The following is a 22,982-nucleotide window of genomic DNA, read 5'->3' as shown; positions in this document are numbered from 1 at the left end:
TTGCTGCCGCGCCAATTTCCTTACGGGGAGATGAGCACTCCAGGGTTGAGCATGCCTTGCGGATCGAGTTCTCTTTTTGCGGCCCGAAACGCGGTCGCGAAAAGCTCCGGGCGCTGACGATCGTACCAGGGACGATGATCGCGGCCGACAGCGTGATGATGCGTGATCGTCCCGCCCGCCTCGATCAGCGCATCGCTGGCCGCATTCTTGATCGCCTGCCACTGCTCCAGCAGAGCGCCGTGGCGGCCGAGTGCATGGAAAGAAAAATATGGCGCGGGCCCGTCAGGATAGACATGGGTGAAGCGGCATGTGACCTCGCTTTTTACGCCAGTCGCCTCGAGAATCGCACGCTCCGTTGCCTCCTTCACCTTGTCGTGGAAGCTTTCGAACCGCTCCCAGGTGATCGCGGTTTCGAAGGTGTCGTTGATGATGCCGGCCGGGGTCAGAAACTCGCGCGCATAGGGCATACGAATGAATGCGTTACGCCAGATTCCTGCCGCGCCTTCGAGATGTGCATCGCCGGCCTTTGCCGCCTCCGGTATCCCGCCATGGTCGGCGCAGCATTCGAGCGCGCGTGCCATCCAGGCATCCGGCGAATGGTCGCCCGATTCAAAACCGAGCACCATGATCGCGACGCTGCCGTCGGCAGCTCCAGTGTTGAATGCCTCTTGCGCATCAAGGATGCGGCAGTTCGATGGATAGAGACCGGCCTGTGCGATCGCGCGCAGCGCGCGGGCCGCACCGAAGAACGAGTGGAAACGAACCGACGCGCCGGCACGGAATTTCGGGCGCGGCTGCAATCGCATCCAGGCGCGCGAAATCACCCCGAGCGTTCCTTCGGAGCCTATGAACATACGGTCGGGGCTCGGTCCGGCACCCGATCCCGGCAAGCGACGTGTTTCCATTATGCCGCGCGGCGTCACGACGCGCAGGCTTTCAACGAAATCGTCGATATGCGTGTAGAGACTGGCAAAATGACCGCCCGACCGCGTCGCGATCCAGCCGCCAAGTGTTGAATACTCGAAACTCTGCGGAAAATGACGCAACGTGACACCATGCGGCTTAAGCTGGTTCTCCAGAGATGGACCAAAGGCACCACCCTCGATCAGTGCGGCGCGCGATATCTGATCCACCTCGACGACGTTGCCGAGATTGCGCAAGTCCAGTGTGACGGCCGCTTTATATCTGATACCGTCAACGCGCGGCTCGACACCGCCGCAGACGCTCGACCCGCCTCCGAACGGCGTAAGCGAGGCGCTGACACCACCGGCCCAGTCCATGACAGCGGCAATCTCTGTTTCGTTCCTGGGATAGGCGACCACGTCGGGCGCGCTATCGTAATCGCCGAGCATGGCTCGCACGTAGTCTGGATAGGATTTGCCGTAGGCGTGCGCGGCGCGGTCGTATCGGTCGCTCGTGCAAAAAGCGGCAAGTGAGGCCGGTGGCACCACGCGCGGCGCGCGCAATGCCAGGTCCTCGAGGCGCGGGACAACTTTTGTCTCGAACGCATCGCGTGCAAATTTTTCTCGGTAACGGCCGAGCACAAAGGCCTGCTCCTCGGCAGTCATGCCTTCGTCTTCGCGGCCCCAGCCGTAATGTTTTAACCTTGCACTGCTCAAGGCCTGCTCCCTGCTTTTTTCTATCTGAGCCGCCGTACCGGCTCTTAATCTTTCGAACGCGTGAAGGGCACGAAGCGCACGGGGGCAACTGCCCGCGTGGTCGTCTTGTCAGGGGCGACTTTCTCGACGACCGTGAGTTGCTGACTGGTATAGGCGGATCCCACCGGCATGACGAGCCGGCCACCCACTTTAAGCTGCTCGATCAGCGGCGACGGCACCTCGCCAAGTGCCGCCGTTACGACGATGGCATCAAAAGGACCGCATTCGGGCCAGCCAGCATAACCATCACCCGCTCTGACGCTCACATTGTCATATCCGAACTCTTTGAGTGTTTTCGCGGCAGCCTCGGCCAATGACGGGACGATCTCGATGGTGCAGACCTTCCGTGCCAGATGCGCAAGGATGGCGGCCTGATAGCCCGATCCCGTACCGACCTCGAGCACGACATGATCCGGCGTGACCTCGGCCAGCTCCGTCATCAAGGCCACGATGAACGGCTGCGATATGGTCTGGCCGTGGCCGATCGAAGCCGGCCTGTCCGCGTATGCGATGGAGCAGGACCGCTCAGGGATGAACAGATGGCGTTTCGTTCGCCCCATGGCCTCGAGAACTCTCTCGGAGAGGCCCCGTTGTCCCAAAACACTGGCTTGGGAACGACGGGCGTAGGCTCTGATAGATTCAACCATGGCCGCGCGTTCGCGGTCGCATTGTACTTCCTGTGCCGCCGCCTCCCGTGCGACGACAACCATGGACAGAACGAGTAGCAGCAAGATCTTCATGATCATGCGGCCATCCAAAATCGAAGGCTCCGTCCGCTATCTAGGATCGAAAGCGCAGTGGAACAAGTTGTCGAGTGCTTGGGGCAGAGTGAACATACTCTGCCCGAGTTCCAACTGCCGTTTGTCCCCATCTGCCGGCACAAGCTTTCGGCCAGCGCTGGCGAAAACTATTGTTGTCCGGACTGCAACTGTACCGGCGCTCGCGCTTGCACTCTGGTTTGTGTCGGCGGAGCAGTCGACACGGGCTTGCGCGGAGAGGTCGCAATCGGCGGTGGCGGATTGGCCGATGTCGTCGCTGATGCTTTGGGCCGCGGCTGTTGCGCGGAGGCGTTCGCGATCACGCGCGCCATTTGCTCCTGGTTTGCCTTGAGCTGCTGGGCGGTGCTGGCATTTTCGCGGACCAACTCTTCCTGGCCAGCCTTGAGCTGTTCGATCTCCTGCTGCACGTTGGCGAGATCACGCGTCATCGTTTGGAGCAATTGTGTCACCTCGGGAGAGACCGGAGCCGCGACTGCGTCTTGCGGTGCGGTCTGATCCGGAGGCTGCAATTGCGAAACTGTGGCATCCGCTGCAGCTACCTGAACCATAGGCTCGCTCTGCTGGGCGGCGAGCTTCGGTGTGTCCGATGGCAACGACGAAGCCGGAGCAAGCTGCGGTACCCACGGGGCGATCATCAGCCTCGCCGCCTCGCCATAAGATTGCGAAGCGAAAGCAGCGATACAGATTCCCGCTGTCAACAGCAGACCGATAAAGCCGCGCAGCGCCGGCCTGCCGCGCGATGACTGACGAAGGCTGTTAACGGGCTTTTTCTCCAGCCTGGCAATCTGTTCATTGACAAGCGCGAGCTGTTCATCCGCGCGGGCAATCTTTTCATAAGCATGCGCGAGCCGTTCATCGGCGCGCGCGACCAGTTCGATGTCTTGCGTGGACAGTCCCGGATTGACATCGCGTGGATCGGTTTGCCTGGTATTTACCGCGGTATCCATGAGCGCCTCCTGCCCGGTTTGCGATCACCTGAATGGACGGTCGTCTGATTTTAGACACTTCCTACCGTCGTTTTGACCAAAGCAAGGCTGGAGGATGGAAAGTATAGGACCGATTTTGGGCAATAGACCTTCAGGCACCGCGCGGGTGCCTCGACGATGGACTTGTTGAAGTCGCATCGCGGCGGTCTACCACCTCCAGGCGAGTTGGCTCTTATGACGGGTCAGTTGGCCTTGCTGCCCAGGAAAGCCGGGAGATCCAGAACCTTTTCCTCGATCGGATTGCGCGCGGGAGAAGCTCGACCGTAGGGATCGAGGCGCTGCGGTGCCGCATGCCGCGCCGGTTCGGCGATCGGCGTCCGTGCTTCGAGGTGGCGAGGCGGCGGGATCAGCGAGGGCGGGCTGGCGAATTGCGGCTGCGATACGCCACGCTCGGCGACGCGACGCCGGTCGTTGCTCAGCCTGCCGGCAAGGTCTGTGAGCAGGCCTTCCGTGGCTTGCGTCTGGCCTGTCGCGTCGAGATTATCGATGCCGGTGGCCACGACCGAGACGCGGACGATGCCTTCGAGGCTTGCATCGAAGGTCGCGCCAACGATGATGTTGGCGTCCGGATCGGCCTCGTCGCGGATGCGGGTGGCGGCTTCATCGACCTCGAACAGCGTCAGGTCGCGGCCGCCGGTGATGGAAACGATGAGGCCACTGGCGCGCTTGATCGAGGGATTCTCGATCAGCGGGTTGGAAATCGCAGCTACCGCAGCGTTGAGCACGCGCTTGCCGCCGGAAGCTTCGCCCCTGCCCATCATCGCTTTGCCCTTCTCGCGCATGACCGAGAGCACGTCGGCGAAATCGAGATTGATCAAACCTTCCTTGACGATGAGATCGCTGATGCAGGCCACGCCCGAATAAAGCACCTGGTCGGCCATCGCGAAGGCATCGGCAAAGGAGGTCTTCTCGTTGGCCACCCGGAACAGGTTCTGGTTCGGAATGATCAGGAGGGTGTCCACCGCCTTCAAGAGTTCCGCAATGCCGGCTTCGGCATAGCGCATGCGGCGCTGGCCCTCGAACTGGAACGGCTTGGTGACGACGCCGATGGTGAGAATGCCGAGTTCACGCGCGGTCCTGGCGATCACGGGCGCGGCTCCGGTGCCGGTGCCGCCGCCCATGCCGGCGGTGATGAACACCATGTGCGCGCCGGTCAGATGATCGCGGATCTCGTCGATGGCCTCTTCCGCCGCGGCGCGGCCGATATCGGGCTGGGCACCGGCGCCTAGGCCACCGGTTACCTGCGTGCCCATCTGGATGACGCGCCTGGCCTTCGAACTGGTGAGCGCCTGGGCGTCGGTATTGGCGACGATGAATTCGACGCCTTCAAGCCCCGCGTCGATCATGTTGTTGACGGCATTGCCGCCGGCACCGCCCACCCCGAACACGATAATGCGCGCCCTCAACTCGCGAATATCGGTGCCACCCATTTTTGCCCCACGGTTGCTCCGCCAAACCGCGGAATAGGAAGAGATTTGTTACCCACGACCAGCCTTGCGGTCTGCTTCCACCAAGCTCGCAGCCAGATGCCCCAGCCGGCGCGCAGAATGTCCGTGATTCTCGCTCGGACTGCTAGTTCGGAGAGTGGTCCGAAGCGCTGCCACCTCCCCCTCAAGCCGCGCCGTCGCCTCCCTGGCGGCTTTGGTCTCAGCAGACGCCTGCAGCAGCTCGGCGATCAGGTGATCAGCGCGCTGGCGTTCGTACTCGAAATCTGCGCGATGACCGGCTGCCCTGGCCTCCAACTGCGCGACCTCGGCCTGCAGCGTTACGACGAGCGCCCTCAACTGGGCGGCCTCGCCCGCCCGGTGACCGCCCGGTGGGTGTGGCGTATGCCTGATTTCAGCGAGATCAACGCTCACCAGGGCCTTCCCGTCATCGGAAAGCGAGCGCGGCAATCGGAGCCGCCTGGCAAGCGAACGGGCGGCCGCTGCCGAGATGTTCAGGCGGGCGCCCAGGGCTGCATAGGTCAGAATCTCAACGGACATCGGCTGTTCTCCCCGAACGAACCGCACTGGAATCGTCTGATGATGACCGGATAGTCCCCTTAAGTTAGGGGCCTTATGGTTAACAAACGGTTAAAAGGACGGCCAGATACCGACTTGAGCGTGCCGCAGTCGCCGCTTTACTCGGCCGGGTGGTGAAACCCCACCGAGATTGGGATGGTGCAAGCTGTGCGGGATCAACGGGTTGCTGTATATTCCGAGATCGCGGCTGAGGCGCGATAGCGATGGATGACGAACAGCTTGCTGACTTGCACAAATTCCTAGCGGAGTACCACCGAAGACTCGCCAAGGAAGCGGTCCTCGACGTCGTGCAGCAATATCACTCCGACCTTGCGCAACGGCTCGCCGACGAAGCCGCGCTGATCCCAAGACGAACGGCGATCGCGCAACGGCTTCGCGAGGGGGAGCAGCGCATAAGGGACGACAAGGAGTGAACGACGTAGGACCTCCCCGACAGTTTCGCGAACGGCAGAGCAAGGCTATCATTTGCGCGGCATCACCACTTGATGGGGGCGGATGATCCGAAGGAGGCCGTCATGAACCAGCCGCAGCCCATCAAGGACGCCAGTCACCTTTACGACGTCGAACGTCGTGCGGAGCACGCTGCGCGTCCCGGCTTTCGCATCATGGAGTTGCAGCTCTCCGCAACCCAGAAGGTGCCGTGGCACACCCACACCAAGGTCTCCGATACTTTTTACGTTCTGGAAGGCCAGATGAGGCTGTTCCTGCAGGATCCGAAAGAGGAAGTGAATTTGAGGCCCGGCGAAGTCTATGTCGTGAGGCCGACGCGACCGCATCTGGTGACCAACGCTGGCACGAAGTCGCTCACCTTCCTGGTCCTGCAGGGGGTCGGCGAATACGATTTTGTTCCTCTTTTGCCGGGTTAGGTTCTCCGGCTAGGGGAACTTGGCAGCGGACACACGTTGACGCGACCACCAGTGCGCGGAACGCAGTCGCCACACTTTGCTCAAAGACCGGATCGACAATCGCCAGCAAAACAATAAGCGGGCTGGGCCGTCCTGCATGGATTTAAGTCCATCAAACCAGAGGAGACAGCCATGGCAACACAGGTAAAACCGGTTCCCAAGGGATTTCACACCGTCACGCCTTATCTCGTCGTCGACGGGGCGGAGAAGGTCATTCGCTTCATGAAAGAGGCCTTCGGAGCCGAACCGGTCTTCGAGCCGATGATGGGGCCCGACGGCAAGGTCATGCATGCGGAGTTCAAGATCGGAGATTCCATCGTGATGATTTCCGACTCCTCGGAGCGTGCACAACCAACATCCACCATGCTGTATCTGTACGTACCCAACGTCGATGCGGTTTATCAGAAGGCGCTCAAAGCCGGCGCGACATCGTTGATGGAGCCCGCGGATCAATTTTATGGCGACCGCAGCGGCAGCGTGAAGGACGCGGCCGGCAATAGCTGGCACATCGGCACGCATATCGAGGACGTATCGCCGACTGAACTTAAGAAGCGCGCGACGGAGTTCATGAAGCAGCAGCACAAGGCGGCGTAGGCGAATTTGTGAGGCCTTGGTAGGGTGGGCAAAGCGAAGCGTGCCCACCATTGCCGCTGGATATCTGGATGGTGAGCATGCTTCGCTTTGCCCACCCTACAGCACCTGTCACAATGGCAAATTGTCGTGCTTCTTCGCCGGCATCTCGACCTTCTTATCCCTGAGCATCGCCAGCGCCCTTGCGATCCGCTTCCTCGTTGAATGCGGCATGATGACGTCGTCGATGTAGCCGCGTTCGGCGGCAATGAAGGGGGACAGGAAGCGGTCCTCGTACTCCTTGGTGCGCTTGGCGATCGCCTCGGGATCATTCATGTCGGCGCGGAAGATGATTTCGACGGCTCCCTTGGCGCCCATCACGGCGATCTGCGCGGTCGGCCAGGCGTAGTTCATGTCGGCACCGATTTCCTTCGAAGCCATCACGTCGAAGGCGCCGCCATAGGCTTTGCGGGTGATGACGGTGACGAGCGGCACCGTGCATTGCGAGTACGCAAACAGCAGTTTTGCGCCGTGCTTGATCAGGCCGCCATACTCTTGAGCGGTGCCCGGCAGGAAGCCCGGCACGTCGACAAACGTCACGATCGGGATGTTGAAGGCGTCGCAGAAACGGACGAAGCGCGCGGCTTTCCGCGAGGCGTCAGAGTCGAGCACGCCCGCCAGCACCATCGGCTGGTTGGCGACGAAGCCGACCGTACGGCCGGCGATGCGGCCGAAGCCGGTGACGATGTTTTTGGCGAACGCTTCGGAGATTTCGAAGAAGTCGCCCTCGTCCACGACCTTGAGGATCAACTCCTTCATGTCGTAGGGCTTGTTCGGATTGTCGGGGATCAGCGTATCCAGCGACATGTCCACGCGGCCGATGTCGTCAAAACTCGGCCATTCCGGCACGCCGTCGGTGTTGTTGGACGGCAGGAAGTCGATCAGCCGGCGCATCTGCAACAGCGTCTCGACATCGTTCTCGAACGCGCCGTCGGCGATCGAGGAGCGCGTCGCGTGCACCGAGGCGCCGCCGAGTTCTTCCGCGGTCACCACTTCGTTGGTGACGGTCTTCACCACGTCGGGGCCGGTCACGAACATATAGCTGGTGTTCTTTACCATGAAGATGAAGTCGGTCATCGCCGGCGAATAGACGTCGCCGCCTGCGCACGGGCCCATGATGACCGAGATCTGCGGGATCACGCCCGATGCGATCACGTTGCGGCGGAACACGTAGGAATAGCCCGCGAGCGCCGCCACGCCCTCCTGGATGCGCGCGCCGCCGGCGTCATAGAGGCCGATGATCGGCGCCCTCGCCTTCATCGCCATGTCCTGGAGCTTGGTGATCTTCAGCGCATGGGTCTCGGACAGCGAACCGCCGAACACGGTAAAATCCTTGGCGAACACAAACGTCTTGCGGCCGTTGACGGTGCCCCAGCCGGTGACGACGCCGTCACCCGGCACTTTCGTCTTCTCCATGCCGAATTCGGTCGAGCGGTGCTCGACGAACATGTCGAATTCCTCGAACGAGCCCTTGTCGAGCAAAAGCTCGATGCGCTCCCGCGCGGTCAATTTTCCGCGAGCGTGCTGCGCCTCGATGCGCTTTTCGCCGCCGCCGAGCTTGGCGCCGGCGCGCCGTTCTTCGAGGGTGTCCAGGATATCCTTCATGCTGCTTCCGCCCGCCTTTTGGGTAACGATTTGAAGGCCTTCTAACACGGCCTTTTCGGAAGCGGAAACACCCTCATCCCGCCTCTGGTACCGCGGCCCGGCGCCTCCTATATGGGCATCCTGACTATGGGGACCGGAATGACCGATACCGCAAGCGCCGACACCTCGGGCGCCGTTACAGGGGGTGTGCGAACGGTGCTGCGGCTGGAGGGATTAGCGCTCTTTATCGGTATGACGCTGCTTTACTATATCTGGGACGGATCGTGGTGGGTCTACGCCCTGCTGTTCTTCGTGCCTGACCTCAGCTTTGCCGCCTATCTGGGAGGACCGCGAACCGGGGCCTTCGTCTACAACGCCGCGCACAGCTACCTCGCGCCGATGGCGATCATGACAACCGGATTTGCCACCGCCGCCCCGCTCACGCTCTCGATTGCCATGATCTGGCTGGCCCATATCGGCCTCGACCGCGCGCTCGGCTACGGGCTGAAATACGCCACCGGTTTTGGCTTCACCCATCTGGGACGGATCGGGAAGCCTTCGAATTGACCTTGGCTGCATTTGGATCACGCTAAGGCAGGCGCTTGCCCGGCAGGTCCTTGCCGTTCTGATGCAGTGTCAGCGACGGCGCCACGCCGCCTTCGGACCGCGCGAAGCTGATCTGGGCATCGACCACGCGATCGAAAAATTCCGTCTCGCTCTCGGCGTAAACCTCGACCTCGGGCTGTGCCGTCGCCTGGATGAACAGCCGCGCGCCATCGGCGCGCACCGTCAGCGCGAAGATCGGAGTCAGCTCGTAACGTCCGGCATAGGCCGCAAGCACGGCAGGGTCGACCGGCACCTCGCGGCGAATTTTTGCGAGCGGGTATGCCGCATTGATGAGATGCATGCCAAGCGCGATATTTGGGTTATAGTCAGCCGCATTGGAGAGCACGATACAGTTTCGTCGGGTTTTAATCGATGAGCCGATGAAGCTTGCATAGCCGCCGGTGCCTCCACTCTTCCAAATCAATTCATCGCCGAACCGCGACGAAATGAACCAACCCAGCGCCACGTCGCTCTCCTCCATCATTGGACGGCGCTTGGAAAGCGTCATCTTCACCGCCGAGGCGACCGGCCCGTCAGCGGGATTCATGCACATCCGCAAGAATTTCATCAGATCGTTCGCCGTCGAACGGAACGCGCCGGCGCCGGCGAGCACTGAAAAATCCCAATTCGCGACGGGTGTCAGCGCGGCGCTGTGGCCACGCGCCAGACGTTGCTGCATCGAGCTCGAAAGCGTGATGCGCGTATCCTCTATGCCGAGCGGCGTGCAAATCCGCGAGATCACCAACTCCTCGTAGCTCTTGCCGGCGCGCAGTTCGAGGATGTGGCCGAGCAGGCCGAAACCGAGATTGGCGTATTCGTAGTGCTTGCCCGGCTTGTGGCCGAGCTTGTGGTTCGAGAGAAAGTCGTAGAGCCGCTCGGTCGTGTAGTCGATATAGGGATTGCTCCAATCTTTCGGCGCGAAATTCGACGGCATCCGCGGCAGGCCCGACGTATACGTCGCAAGGTCCATCAGCGTGATCGGCGCACCCTCGAAATCGGGCATCCTGACGCTGGCGGGCAGATACTTCGCCGCACGATCATCAGGTGCGAGTTCGCCGCGCAGCACCATGTCGGCAAACACCAGCGCGGTGAACACCTTGGTGATGGAGCCGATCTCGAACATCGTGTCGCCATCGAGCGGCCGATTGTCGGGGGAGCCGGATTGACCATACGCCGTGATGCTGTGCCGCTCCCTGTCGAGGAAAGCGGCAACGAGGCCCATCGTTTCACGGCCGACATCCATCTCGGGCAACGGAACCTCGCAGCACACTTGCCGGTGAAGGAACCGTGAGCCGTTTGATGACGTTGATTGCCAAACCGAAGGAGGCCCATCAGATGTACGGATCCAATCTCACGAGAGCAGCGCTTCTTTTGGCATCACTCAGCCTGACCGCCAGCGCGGCGATGGCGGCACCTGCCTCGCCCTTCACTGCGATGGCGGGTACATGGTCAGGCGGCGGCGTGCTCAGCACCAGTGACGGACAACGCGAGCAATTGCGCTGCCGCGCGTCTTACGACGTCGCCGGAAGGGGCGATCAGCTTCAACTCAACCTGAGGTGCGCGAGCCAGAGTTACAATTTCGATCTCGCAAGCGAGGTTGAATACCGTGGCGGCGCGATTTCAGGCTCATGGAGCGAAGCGAGCCGCAATGCTTCCGGAACGCTTACCGGGCGCGCCGCCGGCGATCATGTCGATGCCGCCGCCCGAGGCGACAACTTTTCGGCTCACCTGTCGCTGACGACCCGTGGCGGCAAGCAGACGGTATCGATCCAGCCCCAGGGCACGAACGTCACGTCAGTCTCGCTGGCGCTCAGCCGGCGCTAACCGGAGGGGCTACATCGCGACGATATCGGCGAGGCATTGCTGCACCACCGTCATGCGGGCGGCGATGTGGCTTTGCTCCTTGCAGTCCATGTTCATGGCGAACACCGTCTGCTGGCTGCCCTTCTCGGCCCAGCCGACCATCCAGCCCAAGGACGGCTTGCCCGCTTCCGCGCCCAGCAAGCCGCTCTTGGCGCGGATGGTGGCGTCGCCGACCTTCGTCACGGGAAGGATGCCGCGGGTCAATTCCTGGCTGCGCTTGGAGACCGGCAGCACGCCGCGCCGCAGCCGGTCGATGAAATCGATCTGCTGGATCGGATCGATGCGCAGATTGCCGGTCAGCCAGAACTGGTCGATGCCGCCGCCGATGTCGCGGTTGCCATAGTCGAACAGGTCGACATATTTCTGCATGCGCTCCTGCCCGATGCGCCGCGCGATCTCCTGATACACCGGCACCACGGAGGCCGCGATCGCCGAACGCAGCGTATGATCCTTGTTCCAGGGCTCGATGCTGCGCGTCACGCCGTCCCACTTGAAGACGTCCTTGTCGGGATCCTCGACCACGCCGGTTTCCAGCGCGATGATCGAATTCGCAATCTTGAAGGTCGAGGCCGGCAGCCTGCCCTCGCCCGAGCGCACCTTGTCGCTGGCGATGATCAGGTAATCGTCCACCTTGTAGCCAACGAAGGTGCCGGTCGTGCCGAGGTCGAAAAACCGCTTGGCCAGATCGTCGCGAAACTCGCTGCGCTGATAGGAGACGTTGGCAAGGCCGCGCGCGGGCAAGAGGCTCGTGGCGGCAAGCAGGCCGAGCGCATGACGACGATTGATCACGAGGATATCCGAGCTGGTTGAGGAATGCCGACGATGCGGATGGCATCGTGGAAAAACTATGACAAGCGGGCCTTTAGTTGCCCTATGTTCCCGGCGCAAGCCGACATCCGCTCGCGCGAAAAAACACCGCAGTCACCGTATTCGCCCCGACAGCCGCAGCACGAAGATCAGCACTTCGGCGACCGCCTTGTAGAGCTCCGGCGGAATCTCGTCGCCGATTTCGACATGGGACAAGGCGCCCGCCAGCACCTCGTTCTCCTCGATCGGGATGTCGTGTTCCCGGGCAAGCTCGATGATCTTCGCGCCGACGACGCCCTTGCCCTTGGCCACGACCCGCGGCGCGCCGGCCTTGTCGTAATGCAGCGCGACCGCAAACTTGCTTCTGGTTTCGACGCTCATAGCGCGCGGTCCAGAAAATGACCGGCACGGGCGGCGGGCGCGGCCTGCGGCGGCGCGCCGTCGCGGATCACGATGTCAGCGGGCTGCAATTCGGCCCGGCTGAGCGCCTCGCTCAATTGCGATGTCCCGGCGCGCAGTTGCTCTGCGGTCGCGGGCCGCTCCGCCCAGATCCGCACTGAAGTCTTGTCGCCGGTCAGCGATATCAGTGCATGAACCGGACCGGCCGGCTCGACGTCGAGGGAAAATCGCGCGCGCCACACCCGCTTGACCGCCTCGACAGCCTCGCTGCCGCCATCGCGGGAAATCTCGAACTGCGCCATCGCGGTGCCCTGCGGCGTTACGAAGGGAATTTCGAAGTTCCAGCGTGGCGCCGCGACGTCGGCTTTTGGCCCCGCATGATCGATGCGATCAGGCAAGGAGGCGACCTGCAGCAGCGTCTGCCGCGCGATAGCGGCATCGGTATCATCGAGCAGATGATGGGCGGTCGCCTCGAGCGGCGCATGCGGCGCGATGGTGGGCGAAGCAATCGGCTGTGCGGCCGGCAGTCCGCCGCGGATGGGCGGCGGCGGGGTGTTGGTGTGGAAGGTGACGTCGCCGCTCCGAACGTCTTTCGGCGTGGCTGTGGCACTCCTGATTGGAACGCCGAGTTCCTGCAGCGCTTCCTGCAGCAGCTTCAGCGTAGCGCCGGCATCAGGCGGGGTGGCCAGCGGGCTTCGGGCGGCATGGACCGGCAGCGCGAGATTTTCGGCTGCAAGCAATCGCGCCTGCGGCAGCAGGATTTCCGGCAGATCGACGTTGGGCGACAAGGACGGCGCAAGGCTCGCAGCGGCCGGTGACGGCGCAGCTTGTTGTGCACCGGCCGGTGTCGCCGGTAGTGCGGTCGTCGAATTGACGCCGAGCGCCGACTGCAACGTCTGACGCAGCACGATCAGCGCGGCCTTGAGATCGGGTACACCGCTTGGTGGGACTGAGCCCGACGCCAGTGACGCTTCGAGGAATATTCCGGACTTCTGGAACGCCGTCTTGATGTCGGCGCCGTCGAGATTCTGATCGAGACTGGTCTGTTGCGCCAGCACCTGTGCGATCGCCGCTTGCAATTTTGGCGGCAGATTGCTGGATGAAATCGCCGCGCCCAGATTGGCAAACAGCGGCGCCAGGCTGTCCTGTTCGGTCGCCGCGGCTTGGGCGGCGACGGAGACGGCCGCCCGCTCCAGCGGCGTCAGCACGTTCTTCGCCGACACGATGGCCGGTCGATTGACGGCGGCATCGGCCAGCGCATCGGGCGACAAATTGACGGCGTCGGCGGATGCCCCGGCGGCATCACTGCCCTGCCCGACCACGGCCAGGCGGATGCCGTCCTTGGTCTGCGATACCGCAAGCTGCAGGTTCTGGCCCTGCTGCAACGGAATTTCCGAGGCCACATCGATCGAGAGGCTGGCGATCGCAATCCGCACGAGGTCGGCGGACAGCACTTTCAGCACCTGGGCGTTGACCACGCTACCCGGCTGCAGCACCAGTTCGGGCGCCACGCTGCCAGCGTCTTGGGCTGATAGCACCGGGAGAACGGGATTAATGGAATTCGCCATAGTGTGAGGTCTCGGCCAAGCCCGAAGCCTACCTCGGCGCCGTAAACCTCTCCTTAACCGGCAGCTGGCGCTCAGGCCTTCAGGGCGTCCAGAATGGTCACCGCGGCCCGGAAATCGACCAGCCGGGCAGCCCGGCGAGCCGCCACCTCCTCGTCCGCGCCCCATTTCTCCGTGTTCCAGTCATCATCGACATGGGCGGCCGTCCAAACCTGGTCGGAATCGAGGGCCCCGCGCAGCAATGCCAACGCCAGTAGCGCGGAGCCTGTCAACGTCGTCACCACATGCAGCGCCGCCACGGCCCAAGGGTCGGCCGGAAACACGCTACGGGCGGCCTTAATCGCCTGCTCCGGCTGGGTCACATGCACGATCCCCTCCGACAGGATGAAATGAGCCCCGAGTTCGTTCGCGGCCCATGACAGCACCGGGTCCCAGTGCGCGGCTTCCCGCGCGACCAGCGCCTCGGGATGGCCGGCGCGATAGAACAGCAAGTCGAAGCCGAGGTATTTTTCGACATCGTCGGCCACGGCATCGACGCGATCGGCGACCTCGGCGACAGAATTGGCGAAGCGCGTCAGCGGCATGGTCAGGGGATCGATGGTCTCGCCTTGCGCATTCCATTCGGCGGCGATGTGCTCGGCAATGCCACTGGCCGGCGCTACGACCTGACGGCCGGAAGGCGTGCGGATCGGCTTGCCATCCAGCGTCACGGCGAACCCGCCATCGGCCGGCGCGACGCCGGCTTCCTTGTAGATGCGCTTGCGCTGGGGCACGCGCGTGGCGCGGCGCACCGCTTCCGTCGGATCGAGCGGAGACTGTCCGGCAACTTCATCGAATAGTTCACGCATGCGGCTTCCAGCAGGTCGGTGATAATCCAGTCCCGACAATACGATGCCGGTGGATGCAAATAAAGGCGATGAGGAGGTTGCGGCGGCAAGCTGCGATGCTGGTTCTGCCGGCTGAAGCCGAGTTCCGCTCGCCCGAACCCCCCGGTTCTCAATATCCAGGTTCCGTTGCGTCATTCCGGGTCGCGACGAAGTCGCGAGCCCCGGAATGACTATCGCCGTCGCTCTGTTACTCTTCCGGCGCGTTCTCGATCGGGTCGAACCGATCGTGCTCCAGCCCGAGCAGATTCCAGGATTGCAGCATGTGCGGCGGAAGCGGCGCGCTGACATCGATCACGCCGCCGCGCGGATGTGGGATCACGAGCCGCCGCGCCAGCAGATGCAGGCGATTCTGCAGGCCGCCCGGCAGGTCCCAGTTCTCCTTGTTGAAATATTTGGGATCGCCGACGATGGCGTGATCGATATGCGCCATGTGGGCGCGCAACTGGTGGGTTCGCCCGGTGACCGGCTTCAGCGACACCCAGGCGAGCTTCTGCGCCGAGGTCTCGACCACGGCGTAATAGGTCACCGCGTGGCTGGCGCCCTCGTCGCCATGTTTTGCGACCCGCATGATGCTGTCCTCCTCGCTCTCCTCCTTGGCGAGATAGGTCGAGATGCGGCCCTGCTTCGGCTTCGGCACGCCCGCCACCAGCGCCCAGTAAATCTTGCGCGCGGAGCGGTGGCGGAACGAGCCGGTGAGCGCGGTGGCGGCAAAGCGCGTCTTGGCGACCAGCAGACAGCCCGACGTTTCCCTGTCGAGCCGATGCACCAGCCGCGGCTTCTGCCCCTTGGCGTCGCGCATCACCTCCAGCATCTGGTCGACATTGCGCGTGATGCCGGAGCCGCCTTGCACCGCCAGCCCCGCCGGCTTGTTCAGCACCACGACGTCGGCGTCTTCGTAAAGGGTCATCTCCTTCAGGGCCTGCAGCGTCTTGGTCGCGGCTTCAGAGAGCAGACCCGTTCCCTTTGGCGCATCGAGCCGCAGCGGCGGAATGCGAACGCTCTGGCCCTCTTCGAGCCGGTCCTTGCTGTCGGCGCGCTTGCCGTTGACGCGCAACTCGCCCTTCCGGACGATGCGCTGGATGTGGGAGAACGACAGGCCGGGAAAGCGCGCTTCGAGGAAGCGGTCGACGCGCATGTTGTTTTCGTCGGCCGTGACGACGACGGTCTGAACCTTGGTCGGCAGCGGCGGCGGCTCCGGCGCAACCTTCGCCGACTCGGCGACAAGAGGCTTTGCACGGGGCGGCGGGGCCGCAAACCGCGCCGCCGGCTTTCCGCCAAGACGATGTGCCGGCGGCCGCTCGGCTGACGAGCCTCGATAAGGACGCGCGCCCTTCGGGCGATCACCCGCGGGGCGGAGAGGTCTCTTGACGCGTCGACTCATGCCGTTTTTCCAAGCTTTCGACCTGTCGGGCGGATGGCACGACGCGGCAATACCGCGATCTTTGCACCTACCTCACTTTCGGCAAGACGCAGCTCGTAATTCTGCTGCAAGTTCATCCAGAATTGCGGACTAGTGCCAAACCAGTGCCCAAGACGCAGCGCCGTATCGGCCGTGATACCGCGCTGACCGTGAATGATCCCCGTGATCCGATTCACCGGCACGTCAATTTGACGCGAAAGCTCGGCAGCGCTCAAGCCAAGTTCGCGCAACTCCTCGGCAAGATGTTCGCCCGGATGGATAGGTGTACGAGGCACGATGGTCTTCCCTCAATGATAATCGACGATATCTACCTCGCAGCATTTACGACTTACGTAAATAGTAATTCCGCCTCCGAGTGCGTCGTGAATTGTCACGGCGAATTCAGTACAAATCAGGTTCCGGATCGGCCATGTTAGGCCAAACAACCAAGAAACGTTGGGCAGGCCGGATGAGATTATCAAGATCGGCTTTGACCGTTCTGGCGGCATTGGTCGCAAGCACGGCGTGGGCACAGATGCCGGAAGATCTGGCCTGGAAGCTCCTGGAACTCGGCCGCGTCATCGACCCACCCAAGACGGTGGAGCTCTACGCGCCGCTGCAGGAAAAAGAGCCGTATCAGGGCGTCAAGGTCGACCGGGACGTTAAATACGGCCCTGCCGATCGCAACCTGCTCGATATATTCGCAGCGGATAACCTGACATCGGCCCGGCCAGTGCTGATCTTTGTCCATGGCGGCGCCTTCGTCGGCGGCAACAAGCGGACCACACCGACCAGCCCATTCTACGACAACATCATGCTATGGGCGGCAAGGAACGGCTTCGTCGGGGTCAACGTGACCTATCGGCTTGCGCCACTGGCACCCTGGCCGGCGGGCACCGAGGATATCGCCACCGCGGTCAAGTGGATCGCCGACAAGATCGGCGAGCGTGGCGGCAATCCGGCGCGCATCTACCTGATGGGACATTCCGCCGGCGCGGTTCATGTCGCAAACTATGTCGCGCATCCCGAATTCCACAAGGTGAAGGGTGGCGGCCTGGCCGGCGCGATCATGCTCTCGGGAGTTTACGACCTGACCGCGACACCGCTCGCCGATACCGGGCGCGCCTATTTCGGCGCCGATCCCGCGCGCTACGTCGAACGATCCTCACTGTCCGGTTTGGCAACAACGGATATCCCGCTGATGATGGCCGCCGCCGAACTGGACCCGGAAGGCTTCGTGCTGCAATTCGATCTCGCGAAAGATGCAAGCTGCAAACGCGCCGCCGGATGCGCACGCGCTATCCTGTTGCCGCAGCACAGCCACATGTCGGAGGTGTATTCGATCAACACCGCCGACACCCGGCTGACCGATCAGATCCTGAATTTCGTGAAGACAGGGAAATAGCGACAGAGCTCAGGGGCATTACGGCCTCGCGCCCGGAACGCCGCACGGCGACGCTGCCGCCTTTGACTCCAGCTTTTATAGCATGTACTATAAAAAATGTAGTACGGTGGAGCTATTCCGATGCCAGCAGCATCTTACGTTGCCCGTCCAGCCGGCGCCCGCGGCTTTTGGCTTGGCTTTGCCGCCTATCTGCTTCCCTCGTTTCCGATCGCCTATGTCTGGCACCTCGTCCTGTTTGAGCAGAAGTACCACGCGCTCCAGATCTATCGCGACGAGCCGGCAATCGCCTTCGGACTGGGTTCGATGATCATCCAGGGCGCGATATTCTCGTGGTTGTTCCCGCGCGTATTCGCACAGCGTAGCGGCTCGTTTCTGAAGGACGGGCTGCTGTACGGACTTGGCGCTGGCCTGCTGTCATGGTCGTTCACCACGCTCGCGGTCGCAGCCAAGAATGTGATGGTTTCCGTGCCGGACTACGTGCTGCTCGAAACCGCGTTCACGATCCTGCAATTCGCAGTCGTGGGGCCGTTGATCGCCCTCGCCTATCGTCATGATGCGGAGGAGCCAACCTCGACGGCATGAGCAATCTTCACTATCCGCAATTCTGCGCACTCGCTCGCGCAGCGGAGATCATCGGCGAGCGCTGGACTCTCCTGATTATCCGCGAGCTTCTTCTTGGGCCGAAGCGATTTGGCGATCTCCTGGGTCATCTTGACGGCATGAGCCCCACCTTGCTGACAACGCGCCTCACCGCCCTGATCGAGTGCAACGTCGTACGGCGCACCGCCTTGCCGCCGCCGGCCAATGCGCAGGTATACGAATTGACCGAGATCGGCCGGGAAGTTCAGCCCGCGATCCGGGAGTTGATCCGCTGGGGCGGCCGCTTCCTGTTCCCGCCGGTGCCGGGCGACACGTTCGAGCCGGATTGGGTGCTGCTTGGCCTCGACGCCATTGCGAAGCGTTCTCCCGTGCCGGAAATCAGGATCGGGCTTGAGGTCACCCATGGCAAGAAATCGGCAGGCTTCACCGTCGCGGGCGGCGGCTTCGGGACGGCGATTGAGAGAGGCATCACCGATTGCAAGGGAACGCTGGAAGCCCCGTTCGACGCGGTGCTCCAGATTGTCGGGACGAGCGTGTCCCTGCAGGACGCGATCGATGCGAAGCGCGCCAGCGTGAGCGGCTCGATGGCCCTCGTCCGCAAGCTTCCCCTTCTGTTCGACCTTGCGGAACGCCGGCGCATAGCGCCCGCCGCAAACTGACGGAGGTGCCGGTGGCCTGGACGAAATCACCGCAGTCGCTGATCGACCTGTTCGACAAGTCGGTTCCGCCAGGCGCAAATATCTCCCGCCGCAAGATGTTCGGTTACCCGGCGGCCTTCGCCAACGGAAATCTGTTTATCGGGCTGCACCAGAACGATTTCGTCATGCGGCTCTCGGAGAAAGATCGCGCCCGGTTCAGCGCCGAATTTGGCGAACGGGTTTTCGAGCCCATGAAGGGCCGGCCGATGCGTGAATATGTTCGGTTGCCAGAGGAGCTACTGGCCGACGCGGACAAGCGCGCGTTCTGGATCGATCTTTCGCTGCAGTATGCCGAGGCAATCGCGCCGAAGGCGACCTCTCCAAAGAAAAAGCAATTGCCCCGATCGATGAAAAGGAGCCGAGCATGAAGAAGTTCGTTCTGTTGCACTACGGATTTGAAAAGCCCACTCCGGAAATCATGGCCGCCTGGGGCAAATGGTTCGAGGCAACCAAGCCGCATACCGTGGACATGGGCGGCCTCTGCAATGGTCGCGAAATCTCGAAAGGCGGAACGAAGGACCTTCCGCTCGGACCCGACTCCATTACCGGCTTCACAATCATCAACGCGGCAAGCCTCGACGACGCCGAGAAGATGGCGCAAGGCAACCCTTTCATTTCGAGCATTCGAGTCTACGAAGTAAGGTCGGGCTGACGCGGAAGATCACCGGCGCTATTTGCACTGCGCGGCGCTTCTCACCATGGTCAGGTCGGCTCCGGAGTTGTTGGATGGACGCTTCCTGGCGGCTTCATCCGCTGCTGCGCAGGCCGCCGCGTCACCGTTCTGGAAGCGCGCGATGGCGAGATTGGTCCAGGCGTCGCCGAAATTCGGCGCATCCTTGACCGCCTGCTCCAGCACGGGCTGCGCATCGCGCGGGCGTTTTGCGATCAGCAACATGCGGCCATAGTCGGCCCTGAGCGCCTTCACCGGATTGGGCTGTTTGAGCGCGATCCTGAACAGTTCATCGGCGGCATCGAGATCATTGAAGCGAAATTGCGCGACCACCGCGAGGCCGTGATAGACGGCGCTCTGCTCCGGTGAAATGAGAAACGCCTGATTAAACCGCAGAGCGGCCTCACGTATCTTGCCGGTATTCACGGCCCTCCAACCACGCAGGGTTATTTCGTCAAAGGCTTTTTCGCGAGAGCCTGTCGCCCCGATGATGGCGCTTACGAATTTCTCGTCGGCGGCCTTCTCCTCCGAATTCTTGACCGCAAATCCAAAGAACGGCTGCTCGTTGGTCGGCGCTGTATAGCTTCGCTTCGTCACCTGCACGCCCGGCGCCACCTCGACGCTGTCAGCGGCGGCAGCAAGCGGCGACGCCAGCGTCACCACACATGCGACGGTCCAAATAGCCTGCCTCAGAAGGTTCTCAAAACTGTTCATTCGCGATGGCCTCGTTCCTTACGCAGCTTCGCCCAGTAATCCAGCCGCTTGCGAATCTCGCGCTCGAAGCCGCGATCGGGCGGATCGTAAAAGGTCTGCCGCCCCAGCGCTTCCGGAAAGTAGTCCTGTCCGGAGAAGGCGTCCGGCGCGTCGTGATCGTATTCATAGCCGGAGCCATAGCCTTCCGACTTCATCAGTTTTGTCGGCGAATTGAGAATATGTTTTGGCGGCAGCAGCGACCCGCCCTCTTTCGCCGTGCGCGTCGCCGCGCCAAAGGCCTTGTAGGCGGCATTCGATTTCGGCGCGGTGGCGAGATAGATCACGGCCTGCGCGATCGCGAGCTCGCCCTCGGGAGACCCAAGAAAATCGAAGGCATCCTTGGCGGCATTGCAAATCACCAGCGCCTGCGGATCGGCAAGCCCGATATCCTCCACCGCCATGCGCACGACGCGCCGCGCCAAAAACAGCGGGTCCTCGCCGGCGTCCAGCATGCGCGCAAGGTAATACAGCGCGGCGTCGGGGTCCGAGCCGCGCACCGACTTATGCAGCGCCGAAATCAGGTTGTAGTGGCCGTCGGCCGACTTGTCGTAGATCGGCGCCCGGCGCTGCAGGATTTCCTGCAACTGGGCGGCGTTGAAGACTTCCTCCTTGCGCGCGGCGCGCCAAACCTCTTCGACAAGCGTCAGCGCGGCGCGGCCGTCGCCGTCGGCCATCCGCACCAGCACGGCGCGCGCCTCCGCATCGAGCGGCAATTTTCGTCCCTCGACCCTCTCGGCATGGGCAAAGAGCTTTTCGATCGCGGCAGCATCGAGCGAATGAAACACCAGCACGCGCGCGCGCGACAGAAGCGCGGCGTTGAGCTCGAATGAGGGGTTTTCCGTGGTGGCGCCGACCAGCACCACGGTGCCGTCTTCCATCACAGGCAGAAACGAATCCTGCTGCGCGCGGTTGAAGCGGTGCACCTCGTCGACGAACAACAGCGTGCCCTTGCCCGTCTCGCGCCGGGCGCGCGCGGCGTCGAACACCTTCTTCAAATCGGCGACGCCGGAAAACACCGCCGAAATCTGCTCGAAATGCAGTTCGGTGGCATCCGCCAACAGCCGCGCCACCGTGGTCTTGCCGGTGCCGGGCGGCCCCCAGAACACCAGCGAGCCCAGCGTGCGCGTCTCCAGCATCCGCGTCAGCGCGCCATCGGGGCCGAGAATGTGATCCTGGCCGACGACATCGGCGAGCGAGCGCGGACGCAGCCGGTCGGGAAGCGGACGCGGCGCATCCTCCTCCATCCCTGCCGCGGCAAAGAGATTGGTCGCCTCGCGGGGTTTCTTCGGGCTCATCCGCCGAGCGTCACGTTGATCTGCTGGCCGCCGCGCACCACGACGATGCGCCAGAGCCTGGACGAAGCTTTCGAAGCCTTGTCGAGGTCGCTGGTCTTGCTGATCTTCTGATTGTTGACCGCAAGAATGATGTCGCCTTTCTGGAAGCCGACGCTTGCCGCAGTACCACCGTCGGCGAGATCGATCACCACGACGCCCTCGGCCTGGGAATCCAGATGCAGCTCGTCGGCAATCGCCGGCGAAATATTGGCGATCCTGGCGCCCTGGAACGGCGAGCGCGCGGTGAGCACGATTTCATCGCGGTTGGTGTCGGGGGCGGTCTCCAGCGGCACCGTGACCTTGACGGTCTTTCCGCCACGCTGCACGTCGATCTGTGCGGCGCCGCCGAGTTGCCTTGTGGCGAAGCGGTAGTCGAACGCGTTGGGTTCGTCGATCGGCTGCCCTTCGATGGCGACGATCAGATCGGACGGTTTCAGACCGGCGCGTGCGGCCGGACTGTTTGGTGCGACATTGGCGACCAGGGCGCCGTTCGGCAGTTTCAGCCCCAGCGTCTCGGCGATTTCAGGCGTCACCGCCTGCAGTTTCGCACCCAGCCACGGCCGCTTGACGGCCTTGCCGCCGCTCTTGGCGGAGGCCACGACCACGCGCACCATGTTAGTGGGGATCGCAAAGCCGATACCCTGCGAGCCGCCGGAACGCGAGAAGATGGCGGTGTTGATGCCGACCAGCTTGCCGGTCATGTCGACCAGCGCGCCGCCGGAATTGCCGGGATTGATCGCGGCATCGGTCTGGATGAAGAACTGGTAATCGGTGACGCCGACCTTGGTGCGGGCCAGCGCCGAGACGATGCCGTGGGTCACGGTCTGGCCGACGCCGAAAGGATTGCCGATCGCGAGCACGACGTCGCCGACCAGCAGTTCATCGGAATTGGCAAAGTCCAGCGTCGCAAATTTCTCGCGTCCGTCCTTCACGCGCAGTACGGCCAGATCCGTGCGGCTGTCCTTCAGCACGATCTCGGCCTCGAACTCGCGCTTGTCGGCGAGCGAAATCTTGACCTGATCGGCGCCCTCGATGACGTGGTTGTTGGTGACCACGAGCCCCGAGGCATCGACCATCACGCCCGATCCCAGCGAGCGCTGCATCTGCTCGGGCTGCATTCCAGGCACGCCGAAGAAGCGGCGGAAGATCGGATCGTCCAGCAGCGGGTTGCGATTCTGGACGGTCTTGGCGGCATAGACGTTCACGACTGCCGGCTGCGCACGCTGCACGATCGGCGCATATGACAGCCGCAGCTCGGCGCCCGAGGATGGCACGCGGCGGTCCTGCGCCAGCGCCGGCGTTGCAACGACTGCGGAAACCAGCAGCAAGGCGAAAGAGCGGATCGTCAACGTCATGCAAGAATCCCAAAATTGATGGCCTCAGATATAGATGCGAGGCAGCAACGAGAGAAGATAAGGCGGTACACAATA

General features: G+C 62.7%; 26 protein-coding genes. 10 read left to right on the top strand and 16 right to left on the bottom strand.

Annotated features, from left to right (window positions below; genetic code table 11):
• Positions 1–20: 20 nt before the first annotated feature.
• The 5 genes from CQ13_RS14930 to CQ13_RS14910 all read right to left on the bottom strand — a co-directional run bounded on the left by CQ13_RS14930 (position 21) and on the right by CQ13_RS14910 (position 5,408).
• A complete protein-coding gene (locus CQ13_RS14930) occupies positions 21–1,568 on the bottom strand; it encodes an FAD-binding oxidoreductase (RefSeq protein WP_057843624.1) in 1,548 nt (515 codons plus the stop codon).
• A 95-nt stretch (positions 1,569–1,663) separates the two neighbouring features.
• The gene (locus tag CQ13_RS14925) at positions 1,664–2,368 is read right to left on the bottom strand and encodes a protein-L-isoaspartate(D-aspartate) O-methyltransferase (protein ID WP_430649687.1); all 705 of its coding nucleotides are present in this window, start codon (positions 2,366–2,368) and stop codon (positions 1,664–1,666) included.
• 197 nt (positions 2,369–2,565) lie between these two features.
• On the bottom strand, positions 2,566–3,384 hold the full coding sequence (locus CQ13_RS14920; RefSeq protein ID WP_057843623.1) for a hypothetical protein: 819 nt from the start codon (positions 3,382–3,384) through the stop codon (positions 2,566–2,568).
• 221 nt (positions 3,385–3,605) lie between these two features.
• Positions 3,606–4,853, bottom strand: coding sequence for a cell division protein FtsZ (gene ftsZ, locus CQ13_RS14915; protein ID WP_057843622.1), 1,248 nt, complete (start codon positions 4,851–4,853; stop codon positions 3,606–3,608).
• Positions 4,854–4,901: 48 nt separating this feature from the next.
• A complete protein-coding gene (locus CQ13_RS14910) occupies positions 4,902–5,408 on the bottom strand; it encodes a hypothetical protein (RefSeq protein ID WP_057843621.1) in 507 nt (168 codons plus the stop codon).
• 242 nt (positions 5,409–5,650) lie between these two features.
• Between CQ13_RS14910 and CQ13_RS14905 the strand changes: the two genes are divergently transcribed.
• From CQ13_RS14905 to CQ13_RS14895, 3 genes are all read left to right on the top strand, one after another.
• Positions 5,651–5,860 carry a hypothetical protein gene (locus CQ13_RS14905; RefSeq protein ID WP_057843620.1) on the top strand — a complete coding sequence of 70 codons (210 nt, stop codon included), beginning with the start codon at positions 5,651–5,653 and terminating at the stop codon, positions 5,858–5,860.
• Between the two features lie 102 nt (positions 5,861–5,962).
• On the top strand, positions 5,963–6,313 hold the full coding sequence (locus CQ13_RS14900; RefSeq protein ID WP_063800087.1) for a cupin domain-containing protein: 351 nt from the start codon (positions 5,963–5,965) through the stop codon (positions 6,311–6,313).
• 171 nt (positions 6,314–6,484) lie between these two features.
• The gene (locus tag CQ13_RS14895; RefSeq protein WP_057843618.1) at positions 6,485–6,946 is read left to right on the top strand and encodes a VOC family protein; all 462 of its coding nucleotides are present in this window, start codon (positions 6,485–6,487) and stop codon (positions 6,944–6,946) included.
• Between the two features lie 108 nt (positions 6,947–7,054).
• Here the strand turns inward: CQ13_RS14895 and CQ13_RS14890 are convergent, their stop codons facing one another.
• Positions 7,055–8,587 carry an acyl-CoA carboxylase subunit beta gene (locus CQ13_RS14890; protein ID WP_057843617.1) on the bottom strand — a complete coding sequence of 511 codons (1,533 nt, stop codon included), beginning with the start codon at positions 8,585–8,587 and terminating at the stop codon, positions 7,055–7,057.
• Positions 8,588–8,725: 138 nt separating this feature from the next.
• On the opposite strand from CQ13_RS14890, the gene CQ13_RS14885 reads away from it, so the two are divergent.
• A complete protein-coding gene (locus CQ13_RS14885; RefSeq protein ID WP_057843669.1) occupies positions 8,726–9,133 on the top strand; it encodes a DUF4260 domain-containing protein in 408 nt (135 codons plus the stop codon).
• A gap of 22 nt (positions 9,134–9,155) precedes the next feature.
• Here CQ13_RS14885 and CQ13_RS14880 read toward each other — a convergent pair whose 3' ends face one another.
• Entirely contained in the window at positions 9,156–10,415 is a 1,260-nt protein-coding gene (locus CQ13_RS14880; RefSeq protein WP_057843616.1) for a serine hydrolase, read from the bottom strand.
• A gap of 56 nt (positions 10,416–10,471) precedes the next feature.
• On the opposite strand from CQ13_RS14880, the gene CQ13_RS14875 reads away from it, so the two are divergent.
• Complete coding sequence (locus CQ13_RS14875) at positions 10,472–10,996, top strand: hypothetical protein (RefSeq protein ID WP_063800084.1); 525 nt, start codon at positions 10,472–10,474, stop codon at positions 10,994–10,996.
• 9 nt (positions 10,997–11,005) lie between these two features.
• Here the strand turns inward: CQ13_RS14875 and CQ13_RS14870 are convergent, their stop codons facing one another.
• The 6 genes from CQ13_RS14870 to CQ13_RS14845 all read right to left on the bottom strand — a co-directional run bounded on the left by CQ13_RS14870 (position 11,006) and on the right by CQ13_RS14845 (position 16,388).
• On the bottom strand, positions 11,006–11,824 hold the full coding sequence (locus CQ13_RS14870) for a penicillin-binding transpeptidase domain-containing protein (protein WP_057843615.1): 819 nt from the start codon (positions 11,822–11,824) through the stop codon (positions 11,006–11,008).
• A 132-nt stretch (positions 11,825–11,956) separates the two neighbouring features.
• Positions 11,957–12,223 (bottom strand): EscU/YscU/HrcU family type III secretion system export apparatus switch protein, encoded by a 267-nt coding sequence (locus tag CQ13_RS14865; protein ID WP_057843614.1) that lies wholly within the window; start codon positions 12,221–12,223, stop codon positions 11,957–11,959.
• Entirely contained in the window at positions 12,220–13,809 is a 1,590-nt protein-coding gene (gene fliK, locus CQ13_RS14860) for a flagellar hook-length control protein FliK (protein ID WP_057843613.1), read from the bottom strand. The genes CQ13_RS14865 and fliK overlap by 4 nt, the downstream gene beginning before the upstream one ends.
• 71 nt (positions 13,810–13,880) lie before the next feature.
• A complete protein-coding gene (locus CQ13_RS14855; protein ID WP_057843612.1) occupies positions 13,881–14,654 on the bottom strand; it encodes an ATP12 family chaperone protein in 774 nt (257 codons plus the stop codon).
• A gap of 226 nt (positions 14,655–14,880) precedes the next feature.
• Positions 14,881–16,074: an RluA family pseudouridine synthase gene (locus CQ13_RS14850; protein WP_057843611.1), complete on the bottom strand. Its 1,194-nt coding sequence runs from the start codon at positions 16,072–16,074 to the stop codon at positions 14,881–14,883.
• On the bottom strand, positions 16,071–16,388 hold the full coding sequence (locus CQ13_RS14845) for a HigA family addiction module antitoxin (protein ID WP_057843610.1): 318 nt from the start codon (positions 16,386–16,388) through the stop codon (positions 16,071–16,073). Before CQ13_RS14845 ends, CQ13_RS14850 begins: the two co-directional genes overlap by 4 nt.
• A 173-nt stretch (positions 16,389–16,561) precedes the next feature.
• On the opposite strand from CQ13_RS14845, the gene CQ13_RS14840 reads away from it, so the two are divergent.
• From CQ13_RS14840 to CQ13_RS14820, 5 genes are all read left to right on the top strand, one after another.
• Positions 16,562–17,497: an alpha/beta hydrolase gene (locus CQ13_RS14840; protein WP_082637477.1), complete on the top strand. Its 936-nt coding sequence runs from the start codon at positions 16,562–16,564 to the stop codon at positions 17,495–17,497.
• Positions 17,498–17,617: 120 nt separating this feature from the next.
• A complete protein-coding gene (locus CQ13_RS14835) occupies positions 17,618–18,079 on the top strand; it encodes a hypothetical protein (protein WP_057843608.1) in 462 nt (153 codons plus the stop codon).
• Positions 18,076–18,756 carry a winged helix-turn-helix transcriptional regulator gene (locus CQ13_RS14830; protein ID WP_057843607.1) on the top strand — a complete coding sequence of 227 codons (681 nt, stop codon included), beginning with the start codon at positions 18,076–18,078 and terminating at the stop codon, positions 18,754–18,756. The genes CQ13_RS14835 and CQ13_RS14830 overlap by 4 nt, the downstream gene beginning before the upstream one ends.
• A gap of 11 nt (positions 18,757–18,767) precedes the next feature.
• The gene (locus tag CQ13_RS14825; protein WP_156433680.1) at positions 18,768–19,163 is read left to right on the top strand and encodes a TfoX/Sxy family protein; all 396 of its coding nucleotides are present in this window, start codon (positions 18,768–18,770) and stop codon (positions 19,161–19,163) included.
• Positions 19,160–19,447 (top strand): YciI family protein, encoded by a 288-nt coding sequence (locus tag CQ13_RS14820; protein WP_057843605.1) that lies wholly within the window; start codon positions 19,160–19,162, stop codon positions 19,445–19,447. Before CQ13_RS14825 ends, CQ13_RS14820 begins: the two co-directional genes overlap by 4 nt.
• An 18-nt stretch (positions 19,448–19,465) precedes the next feature.
• Here the strand turns inward: CQ13_RS14820 and CQ13_RS14815 are convergent, their stop codons facing one another.
• From CQ13_RS14815 to CQ13_RS14805, 3 genes are read right to left on the bottom strand one after another with little or no spacing between them, the layout of a single operon-like run.
• Positions 19,466–20,179, bottom strand: coding sequence for a tetratricopeptide repeat protein (locus tag CQ13_RS14815; RefSeq protein ID WP_057843604.1), 714 nt, complete (start codon positions 20,177–20,179; stop codon positions 19,466–19,468).
• A complete protein-coding gene (locus CQ13_RS14810) occupies positions 20,176–21,513 on the bottom strand; it encodes a replication-associated recombination protein A (RefSeq protein ID WP_057843603.1) in 1,338 nt (445 codons plus the stop codon). The genes CQ13_RS14815 and CQ13_RS14810 overlap by 4 nt, the downstream gene beginning before the upstream one ends.
• A complete protein-coding gene (locus tag CQ13_RS14805; RefSeq protein ID WP_057843602.1) occupies positions 21,510–22,907 on the bottom strand; it encodes a DegQ family serine endoprotease in 1,398 nt (465 codons plus the stop codon). Before CQ13_RS14805 ends, CQ13_RS14810 begins: the two co-directional genes overlap by 4 nt.
• Positions 22,908–22,982 lie beyond the last annotated feature (75 nt).

The organism is Bradyrhizobium retamae, assembly GCF_001440415.1.
GTDB classification, from domain to species: Bacteria; Pseudomonadota; Alphaproteobacteria; order Rhizobiales; family Xanthobacteraceae; genus Bradyrhizobium; species Bradyrhizobium retamae.
Note: the sequence above shows the minus strand (reverse complement) of the source record. Positions and strands in the feature narration are given on the sequence as shown.